The following is a 13,358-nucleotide window of genomic DNA, read 5'->3' as shown; positions in this document are numbered from 1 at the left end:
GGAACGCCAGCGCCACGAGCCGCCCGGCAGCCCTGACGGTACCTGCCCGAACACAAAGGAGCCCCACGGTGTCATCGATGTCCCGCGACCCAGGCGAGTCCGTCATCACCCCCTCGACACCCCAGGTCACGCCCCGCTCCTCCAGACAGACGGGGAATTTCAGGACTCCAGTTGAACCACAATGTTCCATCCCCGCTGTCGTGGCAACGAGGGATGTCTGCTAGAAAGCAGTGCAACCCCGCGAACGCAGGCACTGCCGCGCGGGGGCCGCCCGCTGGACGGAGACATCCATGTCCCCACGTTTCGAAGGGCTCGCCCGCTGTCTGGGGTTGAGCGTGTTGTGTCTGGGTCTGTCGCTTGGCTGTAACGACTCCGGGAGCGCACCGCGACCGCCTCCCGTAGCGGAGGACACGGTGGACGCGGCGGCCTCCTCGGTGGCGGTGGACAAGCCCACGGGTGTGCTCGCCAACGGCACGGACCAGGCCGCCGTCACGGTGACGGTGGTGGGCAAGGACGGCGCGCGGATGTCCGGGCGCGCCGTGACGGTGACGGTGGACGGCGAGGGAGCTTCCATCGCGGTGCCTCCGGGGCAGACGGGCAGCGACGGCTCGGCGCGTGCGCTGGTGGTATCGACGGCTCCAGGCGTGAAGACGGTGAGGGCGTCGGTCAAGGACGCGAAAGGCCTGACGGTTCCGCTCACCGCCACCGCCACGGTGGAGTTTGTCGCGGTCACCCCCACGGCCTCGCGCCTCGCGTTCCGGCAGGCCCTTCCGGATGGCGTGGCGGGTGTTCCTCTCGCTGGCCTGGAGGTCGTCCTCCAGGACGCCACCGGGGCCACGGTCTCCAACGCCACGGCGGAAGTCACGCTGTCGCTGGCCTCCGTGGGTGTCGTCTTCCCGGAGGGCCAATTGACGGTGACGGCGGTGGACGGCGTGGCGCTCTTTCCGGACGTGGTGCTGAAGCGGGCGGGCGACACCTACCAGTTCACCGCGAACGCCCCGGGGCTCGAGCCGGCCACGAGTTCCTCCTTCAAGGTGAACCCCGGCGCTCCGGCGGCCGTGGGGCTGAGTACGCAGATGGAGTCGGCGGTGGCGGGCGTGGCGCGGGATCTCCAGGTGACGGTGCAGGACGCGCACTTCAACACCGTGACGAACTACACGGGCACGGTGGCGCTGACGTCCACGGACGCGGCGGCGAGTCTTCCCGCCGCGCATGTGTACACGCCCTCGGACGCGGGGCAGTTCACCTTCACGGGCATCACCTTCAAGACCGCCGGGAGCCAGCGACTGACGCTGGATGACGGCACGAGCGCCATCTCGTTCACCCTTCATGTGAACGTGACCGCCGGGCCTCCCGCGCTCCTCGCATTCACGCAGCAGCCCACGCGCGTGTCGACGCGTGCATCCCTGGGCACCGTGGCAGTCACCTTGAAGGACGCCTTCGGCAACACGGCCCGCGTGAGCACCCCCACGGTGAGCCTGTCGCTCTCGCAGGCGGGCTTCACGCTGTCGGGCACGACGGAGGCGGCCCCGGTCGACGGCGTCGCGACGTTCACGACACTCAGCATCGCGGGCCATGGAGTCGCCCGCCTGAACGCCACCGCGGATGGGCTGCAGGGCACGAGCAGCGCGGACCTCACCGTGGTGGATGACGTGGCGCCCGCGAAGCCGGTGCTGACGCAGACGGCGGCGACGGAGACGGGCCTCACCGTGCAGTGGACGGGCGTGGGCGATGACGGCACCCAAGGGACGCTGACGGCGCAGGAGCTGCGCTACGCCACGTCTCCCATCGATTCTGACGCGGCCTTCCAGGCCGGCACGCTGGTGGCCAGCGGAAGTCAGGTGCCTCCCGGCACCGTGCAGACCGTGACGCTGTCGGGGCTCGCGACGGGCACCACGTACCATGTGGCGCTGAAGGTGACGGACAAGCAGGGCAACACCGCGCGCTCGGACAGCCTGACGGTGTCCACGGCCCATCCAGAGGTGACGCAGTTGGCGTTCGTGACGCAGCCCGCGGACGGCACGGCGGGCACGACGCTCGCGGACGTGCGCGTGGCGCTCCAGGATGCACGCGGTGACGTCGTCACCACGGCCACCTCCGCGGTGACGCTGACGTTGACGGGCCAGGCCTCCTTCCCGGCGGCGACGGTGTCGGCCGTCAACGGCGTTGCCACCTTCCAGGGGCTGCGCGTGGACACGGCGGATGCATTCACGTTCACCGCCACGGCGGGAGCCACCAGTCAGCAGAGCCAATCCTTCACCGTGCGCGCGGGGCCGGTGTCGAAGCTGGTGCTGTGGCAATTCTCGGCGCCGGTGGATGCAGGCCAGGCGCTCGAAGCGGGCGTGTCGCTGACGGACTCCTTCGGCAACCTCGCGCGGGACTACGCCGGCACGGTCCACTTCACGTCCTCGGACGCGCAGGCGGAGCTGCCTCCGGACACGACATTCACCTCGGCCGACCAGGGCCAGAAGTTCCTCACCGGACTGGTGTTCAAGACGGCGGGGACGCAGTCCCTCACCGCGACGGACACCGTCACCGCGGACCTCTCCGCCACGGTGGACGCCGAAGTGCGCTCCATCGCCGCCACGTCCTTCGAGGTCATCGCGGGCGCGGGGCCATTCGTCGCGGGCCAGACGCAGAGCTACGAGTTGGTGGCGCGCGACACCTACGGCAACGTCGCGACGGGCTACGCCTCCACGGTGACGTTCTCGTCCTCGGACGCGCAGGCGGTGCTTCCCGGCGCCTACACGTTCACCCTGGCGGACGCGGGGCGGCACGTATTCAGCGTGGAGCCGCGCACCGCCGGTGACCAGGAGGTCATCGCGGAGGACGTGGTGACCGCGACCCTGAGAGGCACGCACACCTGGTCCATCGTTCCGGCCGCACTCGACGCCCTGGCGTTCGTCTCCGCGCCCACGACGGGCTCGGTGCGACAGGCGCTGGCGGACGTGCAGGTGGCGCTGCGGGATGCGTACGGCAACACCGTGACCGACGCCGAGATCGACGTGACGTTGTCGCTCACGGGTGGAAGCTTCACCCAGGGTTCGCCCACCCGCACCCCGGTGGACGGCGTGGCGACCTTCGCCGGCCTCATCGTGGTCGACGAGGGCACGTATCGGTTCGAGGCCAACGCGGGCAGCCTGCCGCCCTCCTCTTCCGCGGACCTGCTCATCTCCGACACGGTGGCGCCCGCCGTGGCGACTGGCTTCGGGCCCCATGTGCTTTCGGGTACCAGCATCCGCCTGGACTGGGCGGCCCCTGGCGATGACGGCGACCTGGGCACCGCGACGCGGTACGACCTCCGGTACGCCACGGCGGCCATCACCGAGGCCACCTTCGAAGCCGCCACGGTGGTGACGGGGGTGAGCGCTCCCCAGGCCCCGGGCACGTCGGAGTCCTTCACTGTCTCCGGCCTGGAGGTGGGAACGACGTACTTCTTCGCCCTGAAGACGTTCGACGGCGCGGGCAACGGCAGTGCCCTGACCACCGCGAGCGCGAGCACCACCAATCCCTGTGATGACTACGTCTGCACTCCGCCGGCCCCGACCTGCGCGGAGGATGGCACGTCCCTGGAGGTGTACCCGTCGATGTGCGTCATCGTCTCAGGCCAGCCGACCTGCGAGCTTGGTGAGTTGGAGCTGCAGGCCTGCCCTGGCGCGGACGCCGTCTGCCATGCGGGCGCGTGCGCCAATGCGCCGCATCCGGGCGCGGGTGAGCTGGCCATCTCGGAGGTGATGCACTCCCCGTCCACGGGCACCACGGAGTACGTGGAGCTGACCAACACCAGCACGAAGCTGTTGGACCTGAATGGCATGTCGGTGAGCTTCGTGGACGGCGTGGGCACGGCCACGACCTTCACGATGAACCATGGACACGCGCTGGTGGTCGACCCGGGTGCGAGGGTGGTGCTCGCGCAGAACGCGAACTTCGGGACCAACGGCGGCGTGTTCGCGAACCACGCGTACGGCACGAACGTGCACCTGGACAATACCGGGTCCATCACCTTCACGCAGGAAGGCACCCCGGTGGCCAGCCTCCAATACACGAATGCGTTCCCGCAGACGGTCGGCCGCGCGATGAGCCTCGCGTCCAGCATCGTGGGCACGGCGGCGGCTTCCAAGCCCTGGTACTGGTGTGACTCGACCGGCGTCCTCGAGGGCGGCGACCGGGGCACCCCCCACGGGGCCAACGACGAGTGCGGGATGAACGTCGAGAAGCCGGTGAACTACTGCGCCATCCAGTACCCGAAGACGTTCCCAACCGGGGATGGCACCTACCCGGCGAGCATCCTCGCGTTCGACCCGTATGACATCTACAGCCAGTTCTACAGCTTCGATGTCACGACGCGAAACCAGACGGGCAACGACTTCTACCCGCGCATCGAGGCGCAGCTTGGCTTTGGCACGGATGCGACCGACCCCGCGGGCTGGACGTGGACGTCGGCGGATTTCAATGCGAGCTACAACCCTCCTGGGTCCAACAACGACGAGGTGAAGGCCGCGCTGAGCATCCCCACCCCAGGCATGTTCCGTTACGGCTTCCGCTATCGCTTCACGGACGCGGGCGCACCGTGGACGTACTGCGACCAGAACGGCGTGGCCGTGCCTCCCGCCGGCACCTACGGCTCCGTGACGGTGCTCGCGGGGCCGCAGACGGACCACGTCGTCATCAGCGAGTTCAGCGGAGGAACGACCGCGAACGCGCGCGATGAATTCGTGGAGCTCTACAACCCGACGAGCGCGGCGGTGGACCTGTCCGGCTGGCAGCTCAGCTACAAGTCCGCCACCGGCACCAACTACGGCACGGCGTACACCATCCCCGCTGGCAAGAGCATACCGGCCCACGGCTACTTCCTGCTGGGCGGCACGGCCTACGCAGGGGCGGTCACCGCGGACACGACCCACAACATCGATTCGTCTTCGTCCACGACCGGGGGCGGTCACATCCGCATCCAGCGCCTGTCGGGGACGGTCTACGTCGACGTGGACCGGCTGGGCTACGGCACCGGGAACGCCCCCGAGGGCACCGCCGCGCCCTCGCACCCTGCCTCCGGTGGAAGCCTGGAGCGAAAGGCCGTCGTCTCCTCCACCACCGCCGTCATGGCCGTGGGCGGCGCGCACGCCACGCGCGGCAACGGGCAGGACACGGACACCAACAGCGCTGACATCGTGACTCGCGCCTCGCGGCAGCCGCAGAACTCCACCAGCCCGGTCGAGTTCTTCCACTGACAGCAAGGACCGGAGGTGCCCTGGACGCCAGGGCACCTCCGCGTGTGTCCGTCGGAAGTTTGGCCCAGTGACTTCCGTCGGAACTGGCTCTTCCAGGTGGCCAGCGACGCGAGAATCTCCCCGGCAGCTCACCAGGCCCGGGAGACCTCATGACTCGCGAACCGTCCATCTCAACCCCCGCCGTCGCCACCGACCGCATCCGCGAGGAAGGGAGCGCGGCCCCGGTGGCGCCCCATGGAACACCCATCCCGAGTCTTGAGCGGATGGGAGTCCCCTACGCGAGGCTCGCGCTCGGAGCCGCGTTCCTGTCGGCGGTCGCCAGTCGCTTCGGCGTCTGGACCGGGAACCTCGGTCTGGCGAGGTTCGACAACTTCGTGCGCTACACGGCCGAGGTCAACGCGTTCATGCCCGCGTCGACCATTCCATTCCTCGCCTGGTCCGCGACCGCCGCCGAGCTGTTCCTGGGCACCGCGTTGGTCCTCGGGCTCTGGCCACGCCGGGTGGCCCTCGGCAGCGCCCTGCTCCTGGCGATGTTCGGTACGGCCATGGCCGTCTCCCAGGGACTCAAGTCACCGCTGGACTACTCGGTGTTCTCGGCCTCCGCGGGAGCACTCCTCCTCGCGAGCGCGGCTCGCGGGACCGGGCACCCTCGTTCAAGTCCGCCTCGCGGCTGAAAGCCGGGCTTCACCCAGCCGTCCGCCCACCCAGGCGCACGGCATCACCGTGGCGATGAGCAGCAGCGGATACCAGGTGGGGCCAAACTCGGGACCTTTGCCCCATGTCGCCACGGCGCCCAGGGTGCTCAAGGCCAGCCCCACGACACCGAGCCACAACACGTGGCGCATCGGCCTGTCCGGCGCGAGCCTCGCCGTCACATAGAACCCGAGGATACCGAAGACGACGCGGTACGCCGTCGCCAGCCCGAAGAGCGCATCCGACATGGGCTGCCCCACCGGGGGATAGATGCCCGTGGCATGCAGCACCGCATCCGTCCCCGTGGAGAGCAGGGCATTCACGAGCAACCCCGCGAACACCGCACCCACGCTCCGGGCGACGCGACGGGCGGGCCGCCCCGTCCCCGTGACACCCGAGTCATTTCTCACCGCCACCTGGGACACATCCGCCTCGACCGACGCCTTCGCTCGCATGCGCAGAACCTCCGACCTCGAATCCGCTTTCAATTCGAGGTCGGAATGGGCCGCGCGAATTCGACATCCCCGCGCACGAATTCCGCCCCTTCGAGGGGCGCTTGCCTGACGGACCTTGGCCCGCCCCCCTGGCTGGTCAGCTCATCTTCTCCAGGAGGGCTCGCAGCTCCGCCTGCTGTGCGGCGCTCAGCCGCCCGAGCTTCTCGCCGAACGCCTCGGAGAGCAGCGCGGTGCCCTGCTGCATCACCTTGCGGCCAGCCGGGGTGAGCTGCAGCCGGTGCCGCCGCAGGTCCTCGGTGTCAATTTCACGGCGCAGGAAGCCCGCGGCCTCGAGCCGCTTCACGTACAGCGTCACCGACGGCTTGGGGATGCAGAGGGATGCCGCCAGTTCGGCCGGATAGGGGTGGGCGTCCACCTCCGCGAGCACGAACAGCTCCTTCGTCTCGAGCCCCAGTGCGGTGATGTCGGAGGCGACACTGGAAATCACCGCCATCAACAGCCGGTGGTTGAGCGACCAGATTCTCGCCGCGTCGATTTTCGCCATGGCACCTTGCGCGGAAATTGGTTCAACATTAATCCAATTCCATCTTGAACTAATTCGTCGTCCCTACAATGTAGCACGCCCCTGGAGCCGTCCATGCCTCTCAACCACTACGTGACGCTCGGCCGTTCAGGCCTGCGCGTGAGCCCGCTGTGCCTCGGTGCCATGACTTTCGGTGAAGACCTCGGTTGGGGGACGAGCGTCGAGGAATCCCAGCACATCATCGACCGGTACATCGAGCTCGGCGGCAACTTCATCGACACCGCGAACTTCTACACGAAGAGCCACTCCGAGAAGATCATCGGCGACCACGTCGGGCGCCACCCGGCGCGACGGGACAGGCTCGTCATCGCGACGAAGTTCAGCGGCAACCTCTACCCGGGGGACCCGAACGGCGGTGGCTCGGGCCGCAAGTCCATCATCTCCGCGTGCGAGAACTCGCTGCGCCGGCTGCAGACCGACTACATCGACCTCTACTGGCTGCACAACTGGGACATCCACACGCCCATCGAGGAGACGATGGCCGCGCTCGAGGACCTGGTCCGGGCTGGCAAGGTCCGCTACCTCGGCGTCTCGGACACGCCCGCGTGGAAGATTGCCCAGGCCAATGTGATGGCGCACTTCCGGGGCTGGTCTTCCTTCATCGGGTTGCAGATTGAATACTCCCTGTTGGAGCGCAGCGTCGAGCAGGAGCTGGTGCCCATGGCGCTCGAGCTCGGGCTCGGCATCACCCCGTGGTCCCCGCTCAAGAGCGGCGCGCTCAGCGGCAAGTACACCCGAGCGAACGCCGGACAGCAGAAGGGCGACCGAGGCGCCTTCCTGGACCCGTACCTGAACGAGAAGACCTACGCCCTCATCGACGCGCTCGCGGCCATCGCCCGCGAGCAGGGGAGCACCGTGGCGCGCGTGGCGCTGGCCTGGGTGCAGGCACAGCCGGGCGTGAGTTCCACCATCATCGGAGCGCGGCGGCTGTCGCAGCTGGAGGACAACGTCGGCGCCCTCGAGGTGAAGCTGACGGCGGAGCAGCTCGGCCGCCTCGACGCGCTCACGAAGCCGACCTTCGGGTTCCCCCAGAGCATGCAGCCCATGTTCCCCAGCATCCACAATGGAGGCACGACGGTGAACGGCGTCTTCGCGGAGGCGTCCGGCTTCGGCGTGGTGAAGGGCGACAAGCCCTACTGAGGGGCCAGCGTGTGAGCCGACATGGCGCTCAGCCCACCATGTCCGTGGACATGAACGCCAGGAGCAGCTGGATGAAGTCATCCCAGCTCCCTGGCGACTGCTCCCACTGCTGGAACTTCAGGTAGAGCGTCACGGCGTTCTTGTTCTGATTGCCGAGCCCCTGGGCCGTGGTGTCGAGGTCCAGGTTCGCGGTGTCCGCCAGGTCCTCCACGATGCTCACGGCCTCCTGGAGCGAGGACGCCTCCTCGAGGACCTCGGTGTAGGTCTGAATGATTTCGTGGACCAACTGCCCGACGGCCTTGCCCCATTGGGGCGGAGACTTGATGGACTTGAACTCCTCAATGAGCCCACTCAAGGGGTTTGACGAGGAGACAGTCAGGTTCGAGTACTTCGCGGCGAGCTCATGGAGGGAATGAGCCAGCGCGCCAATGGCGGAGTTGGGGGTGCCTTCCGCGAGGAAGAGGTTCTTGGCGTTCTCGTTGAGGGTGTAGAGGATGGCCGAGGCGAGGTGTTGTTCGTTCTTGAATTTGCCATTCAGCCCCAACGCCGAGGCCAGTACCTCCAAGTGCTTCCCGCCCGCGTTGTTCTGCTTGACCGCGGCGTTCCAGACGGCCCGCAGCAGGTGCTGGGGGATGACGTGACGCCGATGCATCCAGACGCCGCTGATGTCCTTGATGCTGGGCATCGAGTTCTTGAAGTCCTGCCGGAAGTTGATGCGGCACGTGGACTGGAGGCTTTCGTCAACGAGGTACTTCGCCTTCCGCGCACGCACCGAGGCCAGCAGGGCCTTGCGAATCTCATTGGACTGCCGCGACAGGTTGTTCTCCCCACAGTAAGGGCAGTGCTGGGGGGCTGACTGCTCGATGCTGTAACAGATCATACAGCCACAGATCAGACAGGCCAGCCCGATCGCCCCCACGTTCTTCTCGTCGGCTTTGACAAGCTCGAAGAGACCCTTTCCACAGAAGGGACAGCGCGAACTCTTGTGCCGGGTATCCGAGGCCCAGAGATTGAGGCAATCAAAGCCCTTGCACTGATAGATGTGGAAGAGCGTCTGTTTTTCGATGCGCTCTTCCCGGGAGAGGGTGACCTTCGGGGACTGGATGACGACGGTCTTCTTGGGCGTGATACTCTTGCTAGGGGCCTTGAATGGCTTGAAAGGGCTGGAGGTCGTGACGGTGGTGACGACCTCCATGTCGAGATCCGGATCCTCGTATACCTGGCTGCAACTGCCGCAGCACTGCACGGACATGCCCGCGACGTAATCCATCTTGGAGTTACAGCCCGTACAATTGTAGCGCGAGAGCTTCGGGAGGTTATCCGGAATGTCTTCCAGGAGCATGAGCCAGTTGGACTGCTCGCAGTAGGGGCAGACACTGCTCTTCTTCGATGAGAACCAGATCAGCTCGCACTTCCGACACCCGTAGCAGTTCATGCGGAAGCCCCTTGAGAGACGCCGCCGCTACAGCAACCGCCATGCCAGGGGTCCTGCCACGGGAATGCCCGTCGTCGGGGCGGAGCGTTGCGTTCCAACGCGCCCAGCCTGCGTTCCGCCAGGACGCGGAAAGCCCCCGGTGTCAGGGAAGTCGTCGCCTCGGGCGACCTGCCGAACCGACGACCTCCGGGGTGCGTCCGCCGCTACAACTCGTTGACGATGACGAGCCCGCGCACCGAGTCCACGAGGTACACGTAGCCATCGCCGGGGATACGGACTCCGTAGTTGCCCTCGAAGACGCCATGGCTTCGTCCCGGGTCTGTCTCCCGGAAGGTGTTGAAGTGGGCGACCTGTCTCGGCAGGGTGGGGTTCGAGACGTCCAGGACGCGCAGGCCCTCGTGGTACCAGGCGACGTAGAGCAGTTGGCCCCGCAGCAGCAGGTTGTGCATGGACACGACGGGCCGCATGCGGTGGGTGCCGATGAGGACGATGTTCGCCGGGTCCGTCACGTCGAGCACTCGCACGTGGGAGCCATTGAACTCGCCGCCCTCGAAGGCGATGGTGCGACCCGCGAAGGTCCCCACCGCGCTGTGGTGCGCGTAGCTGATGGCGTCGGGCCGGAAGTAGTCCCCCAGGTGGCGCACGTCGTTCAGGTCGGTGATGTCCATGATGGAGAAGCCCGACTCGGCGTTGCTGATGTAGAGGCGGCCCTGGTAGGCGAAGACGTCATGGGGACCGCTGCTGAAGCCTCCCGGCGTCGGCGTGACAATCTGGAGCAGCGTGGGCTCCAGGGGTTTGGAGACGTCGTAGACATAGGTCCCCGTGCCCGGAGCGTTGGCGTAGAGCCGGTCCGCGTCGACGAGCACGGTGTGGACGGTGTGAGGGCCCTCGGCTCGGCGCACGAACACGGGATTGGCCGGGTCGCTGATGTCGAAGATGACGAGCCCGGAGGAATTGCTGGCGATGTAGAGCGCATCTCCCCTGGCCCAGACGCCGTTCCACGACGTGTCGCCAGCAAGGCTCACCGTCTTCTTCAGGACGGGGTTGCGCCGGTCCCTCACGTCGAAGACGCTGAGCCCTCCCACCCGAGGCGGACCATCCAGCGAGACGACGTAGGCGTGCTCCTTGGCGACGAAGAGGTCCGCGGGCCTGCCGACGGAGGTGGCGGCCTCCGACATGAGCGAGAGGCCACCGGAGGACTCTCCCTCTCCGGCCGCCCAGGTCATGCGATGGGCCACGAAGGTCCCGAGCGTCTTGCCGAACCGCGCGTCGCTGGAACACGACACGTAGCAACCCGTGATGACGCCGGGCGACGGAACATGGCAGCCGGCGAACGAGGCGGTGGTGATGATGTCGCCCTCGGGAGTCGCAAGGGCGCGTCTTCCCGTGAGGAAGAACGTGCCGCCTTCCGTCACGCGGGCGATGACCGGCCCGCTGCCCAGCGCGTCCGGGGTGCCGTCGTCGTGGAGCCCGATACTGATGGCGGAACGGGAGACCGTCGTGGTGGTGGGGCGGTTGGCGCGAACGCGCATCTCCCCTCGGAGGTTGACCTGGTAGATGCCCCGGCCCTCCACGCCGGAGAGTTCCTGGGCGGAGCAACTGGATGAATCAAAGGCCGTGAGGCTCTCGCAGAGGAGCGGATCGAGGCTCTCCGGATTGACGAACTGGCACGCGTCATAGCGGCCCGTATCCACCCAGTCGCCCAGGTCCTCGAGCGCGGTGGCGGTGCCGTCCCACGGTGGAGGCCCGGCGTCGGGGGTGCCCGCGTCATCGGACTGAGGGCCGGCGTCAACGCCTGGGGCGGAAGACCCACCGCAGGCGGAGAGCAGGGCCGGGAGCAGGACGCAGAGAGAGCGCCATGCTCCCGGGGAGAGCGAAAGAGTCTTCATGAGGAGCCTCGGTGACGTAGCCATCCACGAAGGCGTGGAGGGTCATCCCCGATACGGCGAGGGAGGCGCCATGTTCCCCAGCGAGCCGCCGATGCTTGTCATCTGGCAACGGAACCCCCGCCAGCACGCCGCGCTGCCCTCACCTCGAGCCTCTTTGGTCCTCCCCTTGCACTTCAGGTGGGGACTCGGGCACCGACGGAGACAGGGCTCCCCGGGATCCTCCAGGTGGGTATAGGGCATGTCCCCTCCTTCCAGCCCAACAGGGGCGGAAGGAGGGCGCGAGACATGGGTGACGGGGGCTACCGGTAGAACCGGAGGTTGCAGATCTGGGACTGGGTGGTGACGCCCGGGAAGGTCCCCGAGAGCGAGAAGCGCAGGTAGCGCGTACTGAGTCCACCTCCGGGCTGCAGCCTGTAATCCCTGACAAGCGCCTGGTTGGCGGCGTAGGTCAGCGTTCCGCTGTCGGTCGTGGTGTAGGTGCTTTGGTTCGCGCTGATGCCCAGGGACCAGCTGGGCGGATTCGACGCACCGAAGAGGAGCTCCATTCGCTTGACCAGATGCACCTGGCCCAGGTCGACGTACACCAACTGCTCATTGCCGTTGTTCGTGTACCAGCAGGTCCCCGGGTCGGCATCCGTCGCCTTGTAGGCCGTGCTGGGGTTGATGGAGGCATGCGTGAACGAGACGGGAATCAGGTACTCGACGGCGGGGGCGACGAAGAAGGGAGCCGTGACTCCGACGCTGCCCGCGCCTCCCTGCTCCACGACCCTGATCATCACGTTTGAGTTGCCCCATCCACCCGTGTAGAAATTCCAGCTTCGATTCGTATACGCCCAGGAGGAATCCTCACCAACCTTGGTCCACGTGAGGCCGTCGTCGCGCGAGGCGTAGTAGTCGACGTTCAGGGGCGTGGGGAAGGTCCAGTGGATCGTAACGTTGACGCCATCGAGGATGGGCGTGGGCAGTGACGGCGTGTCGACGTCAATCACATCCGTGACGGTCAGCGTCACCGGATTGGAGACGACGGTCTGCTGGTAGGCGTCCACGACCCGCCAGTGGGAGACCCTCCGCTGGCTGCGGTGGTCGATAGGATAGAGGTAGTTGTTGGTGATGGTCGCGACGGTCTGCCAGGAATTGGGCGCCTGCTCTGTCGCGCGCTGGAGGAGCAAGGTGTCGCCTCCGCCGCTGATGGACAGGAATGGGTGCTGGGAGCCACGGGTGACCACTGAGACAGGGAGGGAAAGGATGGGCTTGCTGATGGGATTGGTGACCCAGATGGGCGCCATCACGACGTCGGCATTCTCCCAATTCTGCCGGAGCGTGACGACGTAGATGGACTCGTACGGCGTCAGCGAGAAGACCTCCTTCAGGTTGATGAGATGCTCATCCTCGTAGGTAATCTCCTTGATGGGGGCGTCGGGCTGGAAGGGACTCCAGACCTGGAGCACCGTCCACTGGTTGCCTCCGCCGGTGCCATCCTTGGTCGTCCCCCACACGGTGAAGTCCAGGCGCCGCTCGGTGGGGCTCAGCGCGAACTCGGAGCCCATGGGACGGCCGTTGGCCATGAAGAAGCCGGAGGCAGGCGGCAGGGCCGTGCGGAACACCGAGCGGTTGCGCAGCGCGGTGAGGAAGTTCTCGTAGTTCCACGGCGTACCGGGAGGCAGGACGACACCGGCGCGGCCCTGGGCCGTGTCGAAGCCTTGGATCTTCTCGCGAGGCACACCGGGCTCATCGATGTAGGGCAGCACCCAGGAGCCGTCCGGGTTCTGCGCCTGGAATTCGGAGCCCAGTTGCGCGCGGACGGAGGCGTGCGCGTCGGTATTGGAGACGGGGGCGACGCGGAAGCCGCGCCGCAGCAGCTCGAAATACTTGGGGAGCCCGTTGTACTCGGCGAGTTCGACGGCATCTCTCACCTTCTGGCGTCGGTCCGGCGCC

General features: G+C 67.1%; 8 protein-coding genes. 3 read left to right on the top strand and 5 right to left on the bottom strand.

The window, feature by feature from the left end:
- Nucleotides 1-290: 290 nt before the first annotated feature.
- Together HUA76_RS36905 and HUA76_RS36900 are read left to right on the top strand one after the other, a co-directional pair.
- Nucleotides 291-5,228, top strand: coding sequence for a lamin tail domain-containing protein (locus HUA76_RS36905; RefSeq protein ID WP_174463508.1), 4,938 nt, complete (start codon nucleotides 291-293; stop codon nucleotides 5,226-5,228).
- 149 nt (nucleotides 5,229-5,377) lie between these two features.
- Nucleotides 5,378-5,902, top strand: a complete 525-nt coding sequence (locus tag HUA76_RS36900) for a DoxX family protein (protein WP_254614723.1) — start codon at nucleotides 5,378-5,380, stop codon at nucleotides 5,900-5,902.
- Here HUA76_RS36900 and HUA76_RS36895 read toward each other — a convergent pair.
- Together HUA76_RS36895 and HUA76_RS36890 are read right to left on the bottom strand one after the other, a co-directional pair.
- The gene (locus tag HUA76_RS36895; RefSeq protein ID WP_254614722.1) at nucleotides 5,882-6,376 is read right to left on the bottom strand and encodes a hypothetical protein; all 495 of its coding nucleotides are present in this window, start codon (nucleotides 6,374-6,376) and stop codon (nucleotides 5,882-5,884) included. The two genes, HUA76_RS36900 and HUA76_RS36895, sit on opposite strands and share 21 nt — an antisense overlap.
- A 136-nt stretch (nucleotides 6,377-6,512) precedes the next feature.
- Nucleotides 6,513-6,920 (bottom strand): MarR family winged helix-turn-helix transcriptional regulator, encoded by a 408-nt coding sequence (locus HUA76_RS36890; protein ID WP_174455754.1) that lies wholly within the window; start codon nucleotides 6,918-6,920, stop codon nucleotides 6,513-6,515.
- A 93-nt stretch (nucleotides 6,921-7,013) separates the two neighbouring features.
- Here HUA76_RS36890 and HUA76_RS36885 point away from each other — a divergent pair, with 93 nt between their 5' ends.
- Entirely contained in the window at nucleotides 7,014-8,099 is a 1,086-nt protein-coding gene (locus HUA76_RS36885; RefSeq protein ID WP_174463507.1) for an aldo/keto reductase, read from the top strand.
- A gap of 28 nt (nucleotides 8,100-8,127) precedes the next feature.
- On the opposite strand, the gene HUA76_RS36880 is transcribed toward HUA76_RS36885, so the two are convergent.
- The 3 genes from HUA76_RS36880 to HUA76_RS36870 form a co-directional block, all read right to left on the bottom strand.
- Entirely contained in the window at nucleotides 8,128-9,534 is a 1,407-nt protein-coding gene (locus HUA76_RS36880; RefSeq protein WP_174463506.1) for a hypothetical protein, read from the bottom strand.
- Nucleotides 9,535-9,737: 203 nt separating this feature from the next.
- Nucleotides 9,738-11,423 (bottom strand): LVIVD repeat-containing protein, encoded by a 1,686-nt coding sequence (locus HUA76_RS36875; protein ID WP_174463505.1) that lies wholly within the window; start codon nucleotides 11,421-11,423, stop codon nucleotides 9,738-9,740.
- A 299-nt stretch (nucleotides 11,424-11,722) separates the two neighbouring features.
- Nucleotides 11,723-13,358, bottom strand: a 1,636-nt coding sequence (locus tag HUA76_RS36870) for a hypothetical protein (RefSeq protein ID WP_217440693.1), incomplete at its 5' end; no start/stop codon positions are given.

This window comes from Myxococcus sp. CA056 (assembly GCF_013336715.1).
GTDB lineage: Bacteria > Myxococcota > Myxococcia > Myxococcales > Myxococcaceae > Myxococcus > Myxococcus llanfairpwllgwyngyllgogerychwyrndrobwllllantysiliogogogochensis.
This window is presented reverse-complemented; position numbering and strand designations above follow the sequence as displayed.

Excerpts from the sequence above, each read along its gene's own strand:
- HUA76_RS36880 (WP_174463506.1), bottom strand. The coding sequence starts at position 9,534 with ATGAACTGCTACGGGTGTCGGAAGTGCGAGCTGATCTGGTTCTCATCG.
- HUA76_RS36895 (WP_254614722.1), bottom strand. The coding sequence starts at position 6,376 with ATGCGAGCGAAGGCGTCGGTCGAGGCGGATGTGTCCCAGGTGGCGGTG.
- HUA76_RS36905 (WP_174463508.1), top strand. The coding sequence starts at position 291 with ATGTCCCCACGTTTCGAAGGGCTCGCCCGCTGTCTGGGGTTGAGCGTG.
- HUA76_RS36900 (WP_254614723.1), top strand. The coding sequence starts at position 5,378 with ATGACTCGCGAACCGTCCATCTCAACCCCCGCCGTCGCCACCGACCGC.
- HUA76_RS36890 (WP_174455754.1), bottom strand. The coding sequence starts at position 6,920 with ATGGCGAAAATCGACGCGGCGAGAATCTGGTCGCTCAACCACCGGCTG.
- HUA76_RS36885 (WP_174463507.1), top strand. The coding sequence starts at position 7,014 with ATGCCTCTCAACCACTACGTGACGCTCGGCCGTTCAGGCCTGCGCGTG.
- HUA76_RS36875 (WP_174463505.1), bottom strand. The coding sequence starts at position 11,423 with ATGAAGACTCTTTCGCTCTCCCCGGGAGCATGGCGCTCTCTCTGCGTC.